Source organism: Azospirillum sp. Marseille-Q6669 (genome assembly GCF_965111635.1).
The window spans coordinates 1,240,601-1,258,185 of the sequence record NZ_CBCOOP010000002.1 but is presented as its reverse complement, the minus strand read 5'-3'; the positions used below and the strand labels follow the sequence as shown (position 1 = coordinate 1,258,185).

The 17,585-nt window shown below is 65.5% G+C and carries 13 protein-coding genes; all 13 read left to right on the top strand.

Going from position 1 to position 17,585, the window contains the following annotated elements; translation table 11 throughout:
* Window positions 1-172: 172 nt before the first annotated feature.
* The 13 genes from rpoB (at window position 173) to rpsS (ending at window position 17,582) form a co-directional block, all read left to right on the top strand.
* On the top strand, window positions 173-4,366 hold the full coding sequence (rpoB, locus tag ACWPXE_RS17270; protein ID WP_145629662.1) for a DNA-directed RNA polymerase subunit beta: 4,194 nt from the start codon (window positions 173-175) through the stop codon (window positions 4,364-4,366).
* 100 nt (window positions 4,367-4,466) lie between these two features.
* Window positions 4,467-8,636, top strand: a complete 4,170-nt coding sequence (rpoC, locus tag ACWPXE_RS17265) for a DNA-directed RNA polymerase subunit beta' (protein WP_237903164.1) — start codon at window positions 4,467-4,469, stop codon at window positions 8,634-8,636.
* Window positions 8,637-8,747: 111 nt separating this feature from the next.
* Window positions 8,748-9,461, top strand: a complete 714-nt coding sequence (locus ACWPXE_RS17260; protein WP_454018759.1) for a DJ-1/PfpI family protein — start codon at window positions 8,748-8,750, stop codon at window positions 9,459-9,461.
* A gap of 320 nt (window positions 9,462-9,781) precedes the next feature.
* Entirely contained in the window at window positions 9,782-10,153 is a 372-nt protein-coding gene (rpsL, locus tag ACWPXE_RS17255; protein WP_012973201.1) for a 30S ribosomal protein S12, read from the top strand.
* A 12-nt stretch (window positions 10,154-10,165) separates the two neighbouring features.
* Window positions 10,166-10,636: a 30S ribosomal protein S7 gene (gene rpsG / locus ACWPXE_RS17250; RefSeq protein WP_014241043.1), complete on the top strand. Its 471-nt coding sequence runs from the start codon at window positions 10,166-10,168 to the stop codon at window positions 10,634-10,636.
* Between the two features lie 26 nt (window positions 10,637-10,662).
* Window positions 10,663-12,741 carry an elongation factor G gene (gene fusA / locus ACWPXE_RS17245; RefSeq protein ID WP_454018758.1) on the top strand — a complete coding sequence of 693 codons (2,079 nt, stop codon included), beginning with the start codon at window positions 10,663-10,665 and terminating at the stop codon, window positions 12,739-12,741.
* Window positions 12,742-12,778: 37 nt separating this feature from the next.
* Window positions 12,779-13,969 carry an elongation factor Tu gene (tuf, locus tag ACWPXE_RS17240; protein WP_014241041.1) on the top strand — a complete coding sequence of 397 codons (1,191 nt, stop codon included), beginning with the start codon at window positions 12,779-12,781 and terminating at the stop codon, window positions 13,967-13,969.
* A 458-nt stretch (window positions 13,970-14,427) separates the two neighbouring features.
* Entirely contained in the window at window positions 14,428-14,736 is a 309-nt protein-coding gene (gene rpsJ, locus ACWPXE_RS17235; protein WP_014241039.1) for a 30S ribosomal protein S10, read from the top strand.
* Between the two features lie 60 nt (window positions 14,737-14,796).
* Window positions 14,797-15,507, top strand: coding sequence for a 50S ribosomal protein L3 (gene rplC / locus ACWPXE_RS17230; RefSeq protein ID WP_145626347.1), 711 nt, complete (start codon window positions 14,797-14,799; stop codon window positions 15,505-15,507).
* A gap of 5 nt (window positions 15,508-15,512) precedes the next feature.
* Complete coding sequence (gene rplD / locus ACWPXE_RS17225; protein ID WP_035675055.1) at window positions 15,513-16,133, top strand: 50S ribosomal protein L4; 621 nt, start codon at window positions 15,513-15,515, stop codon at window positions 16,131-16,133.
* The gene (locus ACWPXE_RS17220) at window positions 16,130-16,447 is read left to right on the top strand and encodes a 50S ribosomal protein L23 (RefSeq protein WP_035675048.1); all 318 of its coding nucleotides are present in this window, start codon (window positions 16,130-16,132) and stop codon (window positions 16,445-16,447) included. The genes rplD and ACWPXE_RS17220 overlap by 4 nt, the downstream gene beginning before the upstream one ends.
* Before the next feature lie 16 nt (window positions 16,448-16,463).
* Window positions 16,464-17,291, top strand: coding sequence for a 50S ribosomal protein L2 (rplB, locus tag ACWPXE_RS17215; RefSeq protein ID WP_237903167.1), 828 nt, complete (start codon window positions 16,464-16,466; stop codon window positions 17,289-17,291).
* Window positions 17,292-17,303: 12 nt separating this feature from the next.
* The gene (gene rpsS, locus ACWPXE_RS17210) at window positions 17,304-17,582 is read left to right on the top strand and encodes a 30S ribosomal protein S19 (RefSeq protein ID WP_014241034.1); all 279 of its coding nucleotides are present in this window, start codon (window positions 17,304-17,306) and stop codon (window positions 17,580-17,582) included.
* Window positions 17,583-17,585: the final 3 nt, after the last annotated feature.

Here is a 17,585-nt window from a genome sequence, read left to right as displayed (position 1 = left end):
GCCTGCCGCCGCACGGCGTTTTCTGCCTTCCACCGGACCGGGTTTCTCGGTCCGGCTCTTTCCGTCCCTGCATAAGGGGCGGGCCGCGCGATCATCGCCGCGTCGCGGCGAGCACCCTGGTTCGCGTGCTTCTGGTCGAGCGTACTCACGATTCTGACGTTTGGGGACATCCATGGCCAAATCCTTTACGGGTCGAAAGCGTGTTCGGAAGAGCTTCGGGCGCATCCCGGAAGTCACCCAGATGCCCAACCTCATCGAGGTGCAGCGCAGCTCCTACGATCACTTCCTGCAAATGGACGTCCCGCCGGAGAAGCGGGCCAACCTGGGTCTGCAGGAGGTGTTCCGGTCGGTGTTCCCGATCAAGGACTTCTCCGACCGCGCCGTCCTCGACTTCGTGAAGTACGAGCTTGAGCAGCCGAAGTATGACGTCGAGGAGTGCCAGCAGCGCGGCATGACCTTCGCCGCCCCGCTGAAGGTGACCCTGCGCCTCTCCGTCTTCGACGTGGAAGAGGACACGGGCCTGCGCTCGATCCGCGACATCAAGGAGCAGGACGTCTACATGGGCGACATGCCCCTGATGACGGCCAACGGCACCTTCATCATCAACGGCACCGAGCGCGTCATCGTCTCGCAGATGCACCGCAGTCCGGGCGTCTTCTTCGACCATGACAAGGGCAAGACCCATTCGTCGGGCAAGTATCTCTTCGCCGCCCGCGTGATCCCGTACCGCGGCTCCTGGCTGGACTTCGAGTTCGACGCCAAGGATCTGGTGTACGTGCGCATCGACCGCCGCCGCAAGCTGCCGGCCACCACGCTGCTGTTCGCTCTGGACGGCGCGGAGACCGAGGCGCTGCGCGCCGAGCGGAAGGCTCAGAAGAAGGACCTGCTGCCCTACGAGGCGCAGGGCATGGCGAAGGAAGAAATCCTCAATTTCTTCTACGACACCATCACCTACACCCGCGCGTCGGGCGGCTGGAAGACCCCCTTCAACGCCGACCGCATGAAGGGCGTGAAGGTCGCCTCCGACCTCGTTGACGCGGCCTCCGGCCAGGTCGTCGCCGAGGCCGGCACCAAGATGACGCCGCGCCTGATCAAGAAGCTGGTCGAGGGCGGCCTCGCCGAGCAGCTCGTCTCCACCGAGGAGCTGACCGGCCGCTACCTCGCCGTCGACATCATCAACGAGCGGACCGGCGAAGTCCTGTTCGAAGCCGGTGACGAATTGTCGGCGAGCGATCTCGACAAGCTGGAGAAGGCCGGCGTCGACGAGCTGCCGGTGCTGGCGATCGACCACCTGAACGTCGGCGCCTACATCCGCAACACGATGGCGGCCGACCGCAACGCGTCCCGCGAGGACGCGCTGATCGACATCTACCGCGTCATGCGTCCGGGCGAGCCGCCGACCCTGGAGTCGGCCGAGGCGCTGTTCGCCGGCCTGTTCTTCGACAGCGAGCGCTACGACCTGTCGGCGGTGGGCCGCGTCAAGATGAACGCGCGCCTGAACTTCCAGACCGAGGACAGCGTCCGCGTCCTGCGCAAGCAGGACATCATGTCGATCCTCAAGGTCCTGGTGAACCTGAAGGACGGCCGCGGCGAGATCGACGACATCGACCATCTCGGCAACCGCCGCGTCCGCTCGGTCGGCGAGCTGATGGAGAACCAGTACCGCGTCGGCCTGCTGCGCATGGAGCGCGCGATCCGCGAGCGCATGAGCTCGGTCGAGATCGACACGGTCATGCCGCACGACCTGATCAACGCCAAGCCGGCGGCGGCGGCGGTGCGCGAGTTCTTCGGCTCGTCGCAGCTCTCGCAGTTCATGGACCAGACCAACCCGCTGTCCGAGATCACGCACAAGCGTCGCCTCTCGGCCCTCGGCCCGGGCGGTCTGACCCGCGAGCGCGCCGGCTTCGAGGTGCGCGACGTGCACCCGACGCATTACGGCCGCATCTGCCCGATTGAGACGCCCGAAGGCCCGAACATCGGTCTGATCAACTCGCTGGCGACCTACGCCCGCGTGAACCAGTACGGCTTCATCGAGAGCCCGTACCGCAAGGTGCGCGACAGCATCGTCACCGACGAGGTGGTCTACCTCTCCGCCATGGAAGAGGGCCGCTACGTCGTCGCCCAGGCGAATGCCGAGCTGGATGCGGACAACCGCTTCGCCGCCGACCTCGTGTCGTGCCGGCAGGGCGGCGAGTACCTGATGTTCCGCCCGGAGGCCATCGACCTGATCGACGTGTCGCCGAAGCAGCTCGTCTCCGTCGCCGCGGCGCTGATCCCGTTCCTCGAGAACGACGACGCGAACCGCGCGCTGATGGGCTCGAACATGCAGCGTCAGGCGGTGCCGCTGGTCAAGGCCGACGCGCCGCTGGTCGGCACGGGCATGGAGGCCACGGTCGCCCGTGACTCCGGCGTGACCATCGTCGCCAAGCGCAAGGGAATCGTCGACCAGATCGACGCGACCCGCATCGTGGTCCGGGCGACCGACTCGTCCGACGCCACGGCGCCGGGCGTGGACATCTACAACCTGCTGAAGTTCCAGCGTTCCAACCAGAACACCTGCATCACCCAGCGTCCGCTGGTGAAGGTGGGCGACCGCGTGGCGGCCGGCGACATCATCGCCGATGGCCCCTCGACGGAGCTGGGCGAGCTGGCGCTGGGCCGTAACGTGCTCGTCGCCTTCATGCCGTGGAACGGCTACAACTTCGAGGACTCGATCCTCATCAACGAGCGCATCGTCAAGGACGACGTCTTCACCTCGATCCACATCGAGGAGTTCGAGGTCATGGCCCGCGACACCAAGCTGGGCCAGGAGGAAATCACCCGCGACATTCCGAACGTCGGCGAGGAAGCCCTCAAGAACCTCGACGAGGCCGGCATTGTCTACATCGGCGCCGAAGTCCGTCCGGGCGACATCCTGGTCGGCAAGGTGACGCCGAAGGGCGAAAGCCCGATGACGCCGGAAGAGAAGCTGCTGCGGGCCATCTTCGGCGAGAAGGCGTCCGACGTCCGCGACACCTCGCTGCGCCTGCCGCCGGGCGTCGCCGGGACGATCGTCGAGGTCCGCGTCTTCAGCCGCCGCGGCGTCGACAAGGACGAGCGCGCCCTGGCGATCGAGCGCGCCGAGATCGAGAAGCTGGCCAAGGACCGCGACGACGAGCGCGCGATCCTGGAGCGCAGCTTCTACACCCGCCTGAAGGAGGTCATCCTCGGCCAGACCGCCCAGTCCGGGCCGAAGGGCATGCGGGCCGGCACGGTGCTCACCGATGCCGAACTGGCGAACCTGACCAAGGGCCAGTGGCGCCAGATCTCCATCGCCGACGAGCAGGTGATGGAGACGGTGGAGAGCCTGGGCAAGGTCTTCGACGACTCGATCCAGGCGCTGCAGAACCGCTTCGAGAACAAGGTCGAGAAGCTGCAGCGCGGCGACGAGCTGCCGCCGGGCGTGATGAAGATGGTCAAGGTCTTCGTCGCGGTGAAGCGCAAGCTGCAGCCGGGCGACAAGATGGCCGGCCGCCACGGCAACAAGGGTGTGGTCTCCCGCATCCTGCCGCAGGAGGACATGCCCTACCTGGAGGACGGCCAGCCGGTCGATCTGGTGCTGAACCCGCTGGGCGTGCCGTCGCGCATGAACATCGGTCAGATCCTGGAGACCCACCTGGGCTGGGCGTCGGCCGGCCTCGGCAAGCAGATCGGCCGCGCCATCGACCAGTACCGCCTCGCCATGAAGGGCCGCGGCGACGCCGCCCAGACCATGGACGGGCTGCGCATCACGCTGAAGGAAGCCTACGGCCAGAAGGTCTACGACGACCAGATCGCCGACATGACCGAAGGCGAGCTGCTGGAGCTGGGCGGCAACCTGCGCAAGGGCGTTCCCTTCGCCACGCCGGTCTTCGACGGCGCGCGCGAGGAGGACATCTGCCAGCAGCTGGAGAAGGCGGGTCTGGACCGCTCCGGTCAGGTCACCCTGATCGACGGCCGCACCGGCGAGGCCTTCGACCGCAAGGTGACCGTCGGCTACATCTACATGCTGAAGCTGCACCACCTGGTGGACGACAAGATCCACGCGCGCTCGATCGGTCCCTACTCGCTGGTCACCCAGCAGCCGCTCGGCGGTAAGGCCCAGTTCGGCGGACAGCGGTTCGGTGAAATGGAAGTGTGGGCGCTCGAAGCTTACGGCGCCGCCTACACGCTGCAGGAAATGCTCACGGTCAAGTCGGACGACGTGTCCGGCCGTACCAAGGTCTACGAGGCGATCGTCCGCGGCGACGACAACTTCGAGGCGGGCATCCCTGAGTCCTTCAACGTTCTGGTCAAGGAGCTGCGCTCCCTGGGCCTGAACGTCGAGCTGAACCAGCGGTCGTACTGAGCCCAAGAGACTTGAACCTGCCGGAGGAGGGGCCATGTTGGCCCCTTCCGGCGGGAACTGCCCTTAACCGACAACGCGGCGCTGCCAGCGGGAGACGGTCATGAACGAGTTGATGAACATTTTCGGCCAGGTCCAGGGTCCCCAGAGCTTCGATCAGATCCGCATCCAGATCGCGAGCCCTGAGCGCATCCGGTCCTGGTCGTTCGGCGAGATCAAGAAGCCGGAAACCATCAACTATCGCACTTTCAAGCCTGAGCGCGACGGCCTGTTCTGCGCCCGCATCTTCGGCCCGATCAAGGACTACGAGTGCTTGTGCGGCAAGTACAAGCGCATGAAGTACCGCGGCATCATCTGCGAGAAGTGCGGCGTCGAGGTGACGCTGTCGAAGGTCCGGCGCGAGCGCATGGGCCACATCGAGCTGGCCTCTCCGGTCGCCCACATCTGGTTCCTGAAGTCCCTGCCGAGCCGCATCGGTCTGCTGCTCGACATGACGCTGAAGGATCTGGAGCGCATCCTCTACTTCGAGAACTACGTCGTCATCGAGCCGGGCCTGACCCCGCTGAAGCTCCACCAGCTTCTCAGCGAGGAGGAGTTCGTCTCCGCCCAGGACGAGTACGGCGAGGACGCCTTCACTGCCTCCATCGGTGCCGAAGCGCTGCGCATCATGCTGTCGGCGCTCGACATGGAGGAGGAGAAGAAGACCTGCCGCGAGGAGCTGCGGGACACCTCGTCCGAGGCCAAGCGCAAGAAGCTCGTGAAGCGCCTGAAGCTGATCGACGCCTTCCTGTCGTCGCAGTCGCGTCCGGAATGGATGATCCTGGAAGTCATTCCGGTGATCCCGCCGGAGCTGCGCCCGCTCGTCCCGCTGGACGGTGGCCGCTTCGCGACGTCCGACCTGAACGACCTGTACCGCCGCGTCATCAACCGCAACAACCGCCTGAAGCGGCTGATCGAGCTGAAGGCGCCGGATATCATCGTCCGCAACGAGAAGCGCATGCTGCAGGAGGCCGTCGACGCGCTGTTCGACAACGGCCGCCGTGGCCGCGTCATCACCGGCGCCAACAAGCGTCCGCTGAAGTCGCTGTCCGACATGCTGAAGGGCAAGCAGGGTCGCTTCCGTCAGAACCTTCTCGGCAAGCGCGTCGACTACTCGGGCCGTTCGGTCATTGTGGTCGGTCCGGAGCTGAAGCTGCACCAGTGCGGCCTGCCGAAGAAGATGGCGCTGGAGCTGTTCAAGCCCTTCATCTATGCGAAGCTTGAGCTGTATGGCCTCGCCTCGACCATCAAGGCCGCCAAGCGGATGGTGGAGAAGGAGCGTCCCGAGGTGTGGGACATCCTCGAGGAGGTCATCCGCGAGCATCCGGTGATGCTGAACCGCGCCCCGACGCTGCACCGCCTGGGCATCCAGGCCTTCGAGCCGACGTTGATCGAAGGCAAGGCGATCCAGCTCCACCCGCTGGTCTGCACCGCCTTCAACGCCGACTTCGACGGCGACCAGATGGCCGTGCACGTCCCGCTGAGCCTCGAGGCCCAGCTGGAAGCGCGCGTCCTGATGATGTCGACCAACAACATCCTGTCGCCCGCGAACGGCAAGCCGATCATCGTGCCGTCGCAGGACATCGTGCTGGGTCTCTACTACATCACGATGGACCGGCCGGGCGAGAAGGGCGAGGGCATGACCTTCGCCAACGTCGGCGAGATCGAGCAGGCGCTGGACGCCAAGGTCGTGACGCTGCACGCCAAGGTGAAGGCGCGTTACAAGGGCGTGGATGAGAATGGCGACGAGAAGATCTCCATCGTGGAGACGACTCCGGGTCGCATGCTCCTGTCCGAGATCCTGCCGCGCAACCCGGCGGTGCCCTTCTCGCTGATCAACCGCCTGCTGACCAAGAAGGACGTCGGCAATGTCATCGACGCCGTCTACCGCCATTGCGGTCAGAAGGAGACGGTGATCTTCGCCGACCGCCTGATGAAGCTCGGCTTCGGCCACGCCTGCCGCGCCGGCATTTCCTTCGGCAAGGATGACATGGTCATTCCCGAGGCGAAGAAGAAGCTGGTCAACGACAGCAAGGAGCGGGTGAAGGAGTTCGAGCAGCAGTATCTCGACGGTCTGATCACCCAGGGCGAGAAGTACAACAAGGTTGTCGACGTCTGGTCGGAATGCACCGAGAAGGTGGCGACGGAGATGATGAAGGTCATCTCCGACACCGCTCCCGGCAAGCCGGTGAACTCGGTCTACATGATGGCCCATTCCGGTGCGCGTGGTTCGGCCGCCCAGATCCGCCAGCTGGCGGGCATGCGCGGCCTGATGGCCAAGCCGTCGGGTGAGATCATCGAGACGCCGATCATCTCGAACTTCAAGGAAGGCCTGACCGTGCTGGAGTACTTCAACTCCACCCACGGCGCCCGCAAGGGTCTGGCCGACACGGCCTTGAAGACGGCGAACTCCGGTTACCTGACCCGTCGTCTCGTCGACGTGGCCCAGGACGCCATCATCGTCGAGACGGATTGCGGCACCGACAAGGGCATCACCGTCAAGGCGGTGATCGATGGCGGCGAGGTCATCTCCCCGCTGGGCGACCGCATCCTTGGCCGCACGGTGGTGGGTGACCTGATCGACCCGCTGAACGGCGAGCTGATCGTGCCGAACGCCGGCCTGATCGATGAGCCCACGGTGGACCGCATCGAGCGCTCGGGCATCGACAGCGTCATGATCCGTTCGGTCCTGACCTGCGAGACCAAGGACGGCGTCTGCGCCAAGTGCTACGGCCGTGATCTGGCCCGTGGCACGCTGGTCAACGTCGGCGAGGCCGTCGGCGTCATCGCCGCCCAGTCGATCGGCGAGCCGGGCACGCAGCTCACCATGCGCACGTTCCACATCGGTGGCGCGGCGCAGCGCGGCGCGGAGCAGAGCCAAGTGGAGGCGGCGTTCGATGCCACGGTGCGGATCCACAACCGCAACGTCGTCATCAACTCCTCCAACATCCCGGTGGTCATGGGCCGCAGCACCGAGGTGATCCTGCTCGACGAGCAGGGCCGCGAGCGGGCGCGTCACCGCGTTCCGTACGGTGCGAAGCTGCTCGCCGACGAGGGTGTGAAGGTCGAGCGCGGCCAGAAGCTGGCCGAGTGGGATCCCTACACCCTGCCGATCATCACCGAGCGCGAGGGCACCGCCCACTACGTCGACCTCGTGGAAGGCATCTCCATGCGCGAGGTGATGGACGAGGCGACCGGCATCTCGTCGAAGGTCGTGGTGGACTGGCGTCAGCAGCCGCGCGGTGCGGATCTGAAGCCGCGCATCACGCTGCGCGACGAGCGGGGCGAGATCATCACGCTCGCCAACGGTCTGGAGGCTCGCTACTTCATGTCGGTGGACGCCATCCTCTCGGTCGAGAACGGCGCCCATGTCAGGGCCGGCGATGTGCTGGCGCGTATCCCGCGCGAGTCGTCCAAGACCCGCGACATCACGGGCGGTCTGCCGCGCGTGGCCGAGCTGTTCGAGGCGCGCCGTCCGAAGGACTTCGCGATCATCTCGGACCTCGACGGTCGCGTGGAGTTCGGCAAGGACTACAAGACCAAGCGCCGCATCGTCGTCCGCAACGACGAGACGGGGGACGAGCGCGAGTATCTGATCCCGAAGGGCAAGCACATCTCCGTGCAGGAGGGTGACTATGTCCAGCGCGGCGACCTGCTGATGGACGGCAACCCGGTGCCGCACGACATCCTGTCGGTGATGGGCGTGGAGGCTTTGGCCAACTACCTCATCAACGAGATCCAGGACGTCTATCGACTGCAGGGCGTGAAGATCAACGACAAGCACATCGAGGTGATCGTCCGCCAGATGCTGCAGAAGGTCGAGATCACCGACGCCGGCGAGACCACCTTCCTGGTGGGCGAGCAGGTCGACCGTCAGGAGTTCGACGAGGAGAACGAGAAGACCGTCGCCGAGGGGCTGAAGCCGGCCGCCGGCCACCCAGTTCTGCAGGGCATCACCAAGGCGTCGCTGCAGACCCGGTCCTTCATCTCCGCCGCGTCGTTCCAGGAAACCACCCGCGTCCTCACCGAGGCGGCGGTGTCGGGCAAGACCGACAACTTGGAAGGCCTGAAGGAGAACGTCATCGTCGGCCGCCTGATCCCGGCGGGTACGGGCTCCGTCGTCAACCGCCTGAAGCAGATCGCCGCCGAGCGGGATCGCGCCCTGGCGCTGGGCGAGGATGGCGAAGGCGAGGCTCCGGCCCTGCCGCATCCGGGCGAGAGCACCGCGGCCTGACGCTTCGGCGCATAGGGTAGGGCAGGGGGCGCGTTCCGCAGGGGACGCGCCCCTTTCTCGTTTGTCCAGGTGAGATTAGGATCGTCCACTTCACGCATCGGAGCGTCTGTGATGCCCGACAAAGCGCCCAGCTTCGGCCTCATGCTGTTTCCCGGCGTCACGCAGCTCGATCTCACCGGCCCCTACGAGGTGCTGGCCCGTGTGCCTAGCGCCAAGGTCCATCTGCTGTGGAAGACGCTCGATCCGGTGCGCTCGGACACAGGCCTGACGATCCTTCCCACCACCACCCTCGCCGAGGCACCGCCGCTCGACCTCCTCCTCGTGCCCGGCGGCAGCGGAATCAACGCGCTGCTGACCGACGAGGAGGTTTTGAGCTTTCTGGAGGAGCGGGTGTCCAGCACCCGGTATATCTCCGGGATTTGCACCGGCTCCCTGGTTCTCGGCGCCGTCGGGTTCCTGGAGGGGAAGCGGGCCGGCACGCATTGGGCCTCCCGTGACTTCCTCGCTGCCTTCGGCGCCACGCCGGTCGCTGAGCGCGTGGTGGTGGACGGCACCCTGTTCACCGGCGGCGGCGTGACCGCGGGAATAGACGTGGCGCTGCGGATCGTTGCCGACCTGTTCGGCGAGCAGGCCGCGAAACTCGTCCAGCTCTCCATCGAATACGACCCCCAGCCGCCCTTCAACGCCGGTTCGCCGGACGGGGCGGGAGAGGGGGTGACGACCGATCTTCTCGCCCGGATGCGCCCGATGCTTGAGGCGCGGGCCGCCGCGGTAGCGGCGGGTGCCGACGCGTTGCGACGCCGCCGGTCCGCTCGCGCCAGCTGACGCAAAAACGTCGTCGGCGCGCACGAAGAACGGTCATCTGCGCGCTTGACGGGTTCCCGGCAGACCCATATAGTCCGCGAACTTCAAAAGGAGCCTCGGGAAGGTCTTTCGTCCATTCCGTCCGGCATCCGGCTGAACCCAAGCGACATAGCTGAACGACAAGGTCCTTGCGGACCGATCCGACGGCGTTCGACCATTGGGCCCGCTCGAAGCCCCTCAGGCTTCGCAGGCGGGCTTTTGTATCGTCCGGTTAACGCTGGGCGTTTTTTCAATCGGTCCGGCTCAGCCGGCCGATCGACCTGAAGGGATGAAGGGCAGATATGCCGACGATCAACCAGTTGATCCGTAAGCCGCGCGAGCCCTTGGCCGCGCGCAATAAGGTTCCCGCGATGGAGGCGTGCCCGCAGAAGCGTGGCGTCTGCACCCGCGTCTACACGACCACGCCGAAGAAGCCGAACTCGGCTCTGCGTAAGGTCGCCCGCGTTCGCCTGACGAACGGCTTCGAAGTGACCTCCTACATCCCCGGTGAAGGCCATAACCTCCAGGAACACTCGGTGGTTATGATCCGCGGCGGCCGTGTGAAGGATCTTCCCGGCGTTCGCTACCACATCATCCGCGGCACGCTCGATACCCAGGGCGTGAAGGACCGTAAGCAGCGTCGTTCGAAGTACGGCGCGAAGCGTCCGAAGTAAGGAGTATTCACGATGTCCCGTCGTCGTCGCGCCGAGAAGCGTGAGGTCCTGCCGGACGCCAAGTATGGCGACCGCGTCCTGACCAAGTTCATGAACTGCCTGATGCTGGACGGCAAGAAGTCGGCCGCCGAGCGCATCGTCTACGGCGCGCTCAGCCGCATCGAGGCCAAGACCAAGAACGAGCCGGTTCAGGTCTTCCACGACGCCCTGCTGAACGTGAAGCCGCACCTCGAAGTGCGCTCGCGTCGCGTCGGTGGCGCCACCTATCAGGTTCCGGTCGAGGTCCGCACGGACCGCGCCCAGGCCCTGGCCATCCGCTGGCTCATCGGCGCCGCCCGCGCCCGCTCGGAAAACACCATGACCGAGCGTCTGTCGGGTGAGCTGCTGGATGCCGCCAACCAGCGTGGCACCGCCGTGAAGAAGCGCGAAGACACCCATCGTATGGCGGAAGCCAACAAGGCCTTCTCGCACTACCGCTGGTAAGGCACCCACCGGCCCAGGTGCTTGTCATGCCCCGTTCCCATCCCCTGAACCGTTACCGCAACATCGGCATCATGGCTCACATCGATGCCGGTAAGACCACGACCACCGAACGGATTTTGTACTACACTGGAAAGTCGTACAAAATCGGCGAGGTGCACGAGGGCACCGCGGTGATGGATTGGATGGAGCAGGAACAGGAACGGGGCATCACCATCACCTCCGCGGCCACGACCTGCTTCTGGCGCGACCACCGCATCAACATCATCGACACGCCTGGCCACGTCGACTTCACCATTGAAGTCGAACGCAGCCTGCGCGTGCTCGACGGTGCGGTTGCGGTGTTCGACTCCGTTGCGGGGGTGGAGCCTCAGTCTGAGACCGTGTGGCGGCAGGCCGACAAGTACGGCGTGCCCCGCATGTGTTTCGTCAACAAGCTGGATCGCACCGGCGCGGACTTCTTCCGCTGCGTCGCCACGATGAAGGAACGGCTGGGCGCTTTCCCGCTCGTTCTCCAGCTTCCGATCGGGTCCGAGGCCAGCTTCGTCGGCGTCGTCGATCTGGTTGCCATGCGCGCCATCGTCTGGAAAGAAGAGACGCTGGGCGCGGAGTTCTATTACACCGACGTTCCCGACGCCCTGAGGGACGAAGCGGCGCGCCATCGCCAAGCGTTGCTCGACGCGGTCCTGGAACTCGACGACGCGGCCATGGAGGCCTATCTCGAGTCTGGTCAGGAACCGTCCGAGGACACGCTCAGGGCCTGCATCCGCAAGGGCACCGTGGGCCTGCGCTTCGTGCCGGTCCTCTGCGGCTCGGCTTTCAAGAACAAGGGCATCCAGCCGATGCTGGACGCCGTGGTGGACTATCTGCCGGCCCCTGTGGACATCGGGGCTGTCCGAGGACACCGCGTCGGCGGCCCCGAGACGGACGAGCGGGCACCGGACGATGCCGCTCCCTTCTCCGCGCTCGCTTTCAAGATCATGAACGACCCCTTCGTCGGGTCACTGACCTTCGTGCGGGTATATTCCGGCACCGTCGCCTCCGGCACCGCCGTGCTGAACCCCGGCAAGGACGAAAAGGAGCGCATCGGCCGCATGCTGCTGATGCACGCCAACAGCCGGGAGGAGATCGACGAGGCCTACGCCGGCGACATCGTTGCCTTCACCGCGCTGAAGAGCACGACGACCGGCGACACGCTGTGCGATCCCGCCAAGCCCATCGTCCTGGAACGGATGGAGTTTCCGGAACCGGTCATCGAGGTGGCCGTCGAGCCGAAGTCCAAGGCCGACCAGGAAAAGATGAGCATGGCGCTGTCCCGCCTCGCCCAGGAGGACCCCTCCTTCCGCGTGGCCGTCGACCATGAAAGCGGTCAGACGATCATCAAGGGCATGGGTGAACTGCATCTGGAGATCATCGTCGATCGCATGAAGCGCGAGTTCAAGGTGGATGCGAACGTCGGCGCGCCGCAGGTGGCGTACCGCGAGACCATCACCAGGGCCGCCGAGATCGACCACACCCACAAGAAGCAGACCGGGGGCACCGGCCAGTTCGCTCGCGTCACGCTGGTCTTCGAGCCGCAGCCCGCCGGCAGCGGCTTCGTCTTCCAGAACAAGGTCGTCGGCGGCGCCGTGCCCAAGGAGTTCATTCCGGGCGTGCAGAAGGGGCTGGACGCCTCGCTGCATGCCGGGGTGGTGGCCGGCTTCCCGGTCATCGACCTCAAGGTCGCGCTGGTCGACGGCGCCTTCCACGATGTCGACTCCTCGGTGCTCGCCTTCGAGATCGCGACCCGCGCGGCCTTCCGCGACGGCATGCAGAAGGCCGGCCCGATGCTTCTGGAGCCGATCATGAGGGTTGAGGTGGTGACGCCCGAAGACTACATGGGCGACATCATCGGGGACCTGAACAGCCGCCGTGGACAGATCACCGCCATGGACCAGCGGGGCAACGCCCGCTCGATCCTGGCGATGGTTCCGCTGGCGTCGATGTTCGGTTATGTGAACACCCTGCGCTCGATGAGCCAGGGGCGCGCGCAGTACACGATGCAGTTCGACCACCACGAGCCGGTGCCGCAGACCATTGCGGAGACCATCCGCGCCAGGATGGCCTGAAACCGCTGGAACGACAAAGAGACGGAGAGCACACACCATGGCGAAGGCAAAGTTCGAGCGGAACAAGCCGCACTGCAACATCGGCACGATCGGCCACGTCGACCACGGCAAGACGTCGCTGACGGCGGCGATCACGAAGGTGCTGGCCGAGAGCGGCGGCGCGACCTTCACCGCCTACGACCAGATCGACAAGGCGCCGGAAGAGAAGGCCCGTGGCATCACGATCTCGACCGCCCACGTCGAGTACGAGACGACCAACCGCCACTACGCCCACGTCGATTGCCCGGGCCACGCCGACTACGTGAAGAACATGATCACGGGCGCCGCGCAGATGGACGGCGCGATCCTGGTCGTGTCGGCCGCCGACGGCCCGATGCCGCAGACCCGCGAGCACATCCTGCTGGCCCGCCAGGTCGGCGTGCCGGCGCTGGTGGTGTTCATGAACAAGGTCGACATGGTCGACGATCCGGAGCTGCTCGAGCTGGTCGAGATGGAGGTGCGCGAGCTGCTGTCCTCCTACCAGTTCCCGGGCGACGACATTCCGATCGTCAAGGGCTCGGCGCTGTGCGCGCTGGAGGACCGTTCGCCGGAGATCGGCCGTGACGCGATCCTCAAGCTGATGGCCGAGGTCGACCAGTACATCCCGCAGCCGGAGCGTCCGAAGGACCGTCCGTTCCTGATGCCGATCGAGGACGTGTTCTCGATCTCGGGCCGCGGCACGGTGGTGACCGGCCGCGTCGAGCGCGGCATCGTCAAGGTCGGCGAGGAAGTCGAGATCGTCGGTCTGAAGACCACGGTCAAGACCACCGTGACCGGCGTGGAGATGTTCCGCAAGCTGCTCGACTCGGGTGAGGCTGGCGACAACATCGGCGCGCTGCTGCGCGGCACGAAGCGTGAGGACGTCGAGCGCGGCCAGGTTCTGGCCAAGCCGGGCAGCATCACGCCGCACACCACCTTCAAGGCCGAGGCCTACATCCTGACGAAGGAAGAGGGTGGCCGTCACACGCCGTTCTTCACCAACTACCGTCCGCAGTTCTATTTCCGCACGACCGACGTGACGGGCATGGTGAAGCTGCCGGAAGGCACCGAGATGGTGATGCCGGGCGACAACATCTCCATGGAAGTCGAGCTGATCGCTCCGATCGCCATGGACGAGGGCCTGCGCTTCGCCATCCGCGAGGGTGGCCGGACCGTCGGCGCCGGCGTCGTCGCTTCGATCATCAAGTAAGATCGCGTTTTGTGAAGGGGGGGGCCGGCCTGCGGGTCGGCCCCCTTTTGCATGGCCGATCCGCGAAAATGCGGCGTGACGCGCCGAACCGGGCCGATCCCGTCACCCTCCTGTCACACGGGGGAAAATGTGGGTTGACACCGAGGCCCCTAGGGCATACACGTTACGCCCTCTGGAATTTGGGTTGGTAGTAGGCACGTCCGGCCTAGACGCAGCCCGATCACGAACGGCACCGCAAGCTCCACTTGCACCGGTTGCTGCCAGGAACATCCATCCGCATTGCGATGCGGGGGATGTTCTTTTTCGTATCGGCCGTCAGATCGGACAGACGAACCGCCGCCCACCGCTTCGGTGAGCCGGCGCAGGTTCGCCTGCCGCCGCGGGTCCCCGGGGGACAGATTTTGGGGTGCCGATGGCGCAGTCGCGTCATCGAAACGAGGTGCAAGGGACGTTTGGACATGGACAGCCAGAACATCCGCATCCGCTTGAAGGCGTTCGATCATCGCGTGCTCGACCAGTCGACCAGCGAGATCGTCAACACCGCCAAGCGGACCGGTGCTCGGGTGCGGGGCCCGATCCCGCTGCCGACGCAGATCGAGAAGTTTACGGTGAACCGCTCGCCGCACGTCGACAAGAAGTCGCGCGAGCAGTTCGAAATCCGCACCCACAAGCGTCTGCTCGACATCGTCGATCCGACGCCGCAGACGGTGGACGCGCTGATGAAGCTCGACCTCGCTGCCGGTGTGGACGTCGAGATCAAGCTCTAATTCGTTGCTGTTGAGGGACCTCTCCCTCTGAGGATGTCCCTGGTCAGGAGATAAAGAACAATGCGATCCGGTTTGATCGCGCAGAAAGTCGGCATGACCCGCGTCTTCACGGACGACGGGCAGCACGTGCCGGTGACTGTGCTGAAAGTCGACAGCTGCCAGGTCGTCGCCGTCCGCACCGAGGACAAGGATGGCTACACCGCCGTCCAGCTCGGCGCAGGCGCCATCAAGGTGAAGAACGTCACGAAGCCGCAGCGCGGGCATTTCGCCAAGGCGCGCGTCGAGCCCAAGCGCAAGCTGGTCGAGTTCCGCGTCGATGCCGACGCGCTGATCGAGGTCGGCGCCGAGCTCTCGGCTGCGCATTTCCTCCCGGGCCAGTTCGTCGACGTCACCGGCACTTCCATCGGCAAGGGCTTCGCCGGTGCGATGAAGCGCTGGAACTTCGGTGGTCTGCGCGCGACGCACGGCGTGTCGGTGTCGCACCGCTCGCACGGTTCGACGGGTAACCGCCAGGACCCCGGCAAGGTCTTCAAGAACAAGAAGATGGCCGGTCATCTCGGCGACGAGAAGGTCACGGTTCTGAACCTGAAGGTCGTGTCGGTCGACGAGGACCGCGGTCTGATCTTCCTCAAGGGTGCCGTTCCGGGCGCCGAGGGGGCTTGGCTCCGCATCCGCGACGCGGTGAAGAAGAAGGCTCCGGAAGGTCTGCCGTTCCCCGCCGGGATCAAGGCTGCGCCGGCCGCTGAAGCCGCCGCCGAGCCGCAGGAGTGATGGCCATGAAGGCGACCATTAAGAACCTGAACAACGAGACCGTCGGCGAGATCGAACTGGCCGACGAGATCTTCGGCCTTCCGTCCCGCACGGACATCCTGGCCCGCATGGTCAACTGGCAGCTGGCCAAGCGCCGTGCCGGCAACCACAAGACCAAGACGGTCAGCGAGATTTCCGGCACCGGCAAGAAGCCGTACCGCCAGAAGGGCACCGGCCGCGCCCGTCAGGGCTCCATGCGCTCCGCCCAGTTCCGTGGCGGCGCGACCATCTTCGGCCCGGTTGTCCGCTCGCATGAGCACGACCTGACCAAGAAGGTCCGCAAGCTGGCCCTGAAGACCGCGCTGTCCACCAAGGCCGCGGAAGGCAAGCTCCTGGTCCTCGACGCCGCTTCGGCCGAGAGCCACAAGACCAAGGAACTGGCTGTCCGTCTCGCTTCGCTCGGCCTGACCTCGGCTCTGATCATCGATGGCGCCAACCTGAACGAGAACTTCGCTCGGGCCTCGCGCAACATCCCGCTGATCGACGTGCTGCCGGAGCAGGGCGCCAACGTCTACGACATTCTTCGCCGCGATACGCTGGTCCTGACCCGCAACGCGGTCGAGCAGCTGGAGGCTCGCCTGAAATGAGCAAGCAGTCGAAACCTGCGGTGAGCCAGGAGCGGATGTACGACCTCATCCTGGCTCCGGTGATCACCGAGAAGTCGACGATGGCGTCGGAGCACAATCAGGTGACGTTCCGCGTGCCGCTGTCGGCGACCAAGCCGGAGATCAAGTCGGCTGTCGAGGGGCTGTTCAACGTGAAGGTGACGGCGGTCAACACCCTGGTTACCAAGGGCAAGACCAAGCGCTTCCGCGGGACCATCGGCCGTCGCTCGGACTTCAAGAAGGCCGTCGTGACCCTCGCCGAGGGGAACAAGATCGACGTGACCACGGGCATCTGAGCGGGAGTGTGATCCGATGGCTCTGAAGCAATATCGCCCAATTACGCCGTCGCTCCGCCAGCTGGTCATCGTCGACCGCTCGGAGCTGTGGAAGGGCAAGCCGGTCAAGACCCTCACCGAGGGCCTGACCAAGTCCGGCGGCCGCAACAACACCGGCCGCATCACCGCGCGCCGGATGGGTGGCGGTCACAAGCGCGTCTACCGTCTGGTGGACTTCAAGCGCCGCAAGTTCAACGTCCCGGCGGTCGTCGAGCGCCTGGAGTACGATCCGAACCGCACGGCCTTCATCGCCCTCATCAAGTATGAGGACGGCACCATGTCCTACATTCTGGCGCCGCAGCGCCTGAAGGTGGGCGACACGGTGATTGCCGGCGAGAAGGTGGATGTGAAGCCCGGCAACGCCATGCCGCTGAAGAACATCCCGGTCGGTTCGGTGCTGCACAACGTTGAGCTGAAGCCCGGCAAGGGTGGTCAGCTGGCCCGTTCGGCCGGCACCTACCTGCAGCTGGTCGGCCGCGACGGTGGCTACGCCCAGCTGAAGCTGCCCTCGGGCGAGCTTCGCGTGGTCCGCGGTGACTGCATGGCCACCCTGGGTGCCGTGTCGAACCCGGACAACATGAACACCAACAAGGGCAAGGCCGGTCGCAGCCGTTGGCTGGGCATCCGTCCGTCCGTCCGTGGTGTCGCCATGAACCCGATCGACCACCCGCACGGTGGTGGTGAAGGCCGCACCTCGGGTGGCCGTCATCCGGTCACGCCGTGGGGCAAGCCGACCAAGGGCAAGAAGACTCGTCACAACAAGAAGACGGATGGCCTGATCCTGCGCCGCCGTCATTCGAAGTAAGGAGGGCGGACGATGGCACGCTCCGTTTGGAAGGGCCCGTTCGTCGACGGCTACCTGCTCAAGAAGGCGGACAAGTCGCGGGCCTCGGGCCGCAACGAGATCATCAAGATCTGGTCGCGTCGCTCGACGATCCTGCCGCAGTTCGTGGGTCTCACGTTCGGCGTGTACAATGGCCACAAGTTCCTGCCGGTTCTGGTGACCGAGAACATGATCGGCCACAAGTTCGGTGAGTTCGCTCCGACGCGCACCTTCTATGGGCACGCGGCGGACAAGAAGGCGAAGAGGAAGTAAGCC

What these genes read in the sequence shown, in the direction of transcription:
- ACWPXE_RS17260 (WP_454018759.1), top strand. Translation starts at nt 8,748, where the DNA reads ATGCCCGACAAAGCGCCCAGCTTCGGCCTCATGCTGTTTCCCGGCGTC.
- rpsL (WP_012973201.1), top strand. Translation starts at nt 9,782, where the DNA reads ATGCCGACGATCAACCAGTTGATCCGTAAGCCGCGCGAGCCCTTGGCC.
- fusA (WP_454018758.1), top strand. Translation starts at nt 10,663, where the DNA reads ATGCCCCGTTCCCATCCCCTGAACCGTTACCGCAACATCGGCATCATG.
- rplC (WP_145626347.1), top strand. Translation starts at nt 14,797, where the DNA reads ATGCGATCCGGTTTGATCGCGCAGAAAGTCGGCATGACCCGCGTCTTC.
- ACWPXE_RS17220 (WP_035675048.1), top strand. Translation starts at nt 16,130, where the DNA reads ATGAGCAAGCAGTCGAAACCTGCGGTGAGCCAGGAGCGGATGTACGAC.
- rpoC (WP_237903164.1), top strand. Translation starts at nt 4,467, where the DNA reads ATGAACGAGTTGATGAACATTTTCGGCCAGGTCCAGGGTCCCCAGAGC.
- rpoB (WP_145629662.1), top strand. Translation starts at nt 173, where the DNA reads ATGGCCAAATCCTTTACGGGTCGAAAGCGTGTTCGGAAGAGCTTCGGG.
- rplB (WP_237903167.1), top strand. Translation starts at nt 16,464, where the DNA reads ATGGCTCTGAAGCAATATCGCCCAATTACGCCGTCGCTCCGCCAGCTG.
- rpsS (WP_014241034.1), top strand. Translation starts at nt 17,304, where the DNA reads ATGGCACGCTCCGTTTGGAAGGGCCCGTTCGTCGACGGCTACCTGCTC.
- rpsJ (WP_014241039.1), top strand. Translation starts at nt 14,428, where the DNA reads ATGGACAGCCAGAACATCCGCATCCGCTTGAAGGCGTTCGATCATCGC.
- rplD (WP_035675055.1), top strand. Translation starts at nt 15,513, where the DNA reads ATGAAGGCGACCATTAAGAACCTGAACAACGAGACCGTCGGCGAGATC.
- rpsG (WP_014241043.1), top strand. Translation starts at nt 10,166, where the DNA reads ATGTCCCGTCGTCGTCGCGCCGAGAAGCGTGAGGTCCTGCCGGACGCC.
- tuf (WP_014241041.1), top strand. Translation starts at nt 12,779, where the DNA reads ATGGCGAAGGCAAAGTTCGAGCGGAACAAGCCGCACTGCAACATCGGC.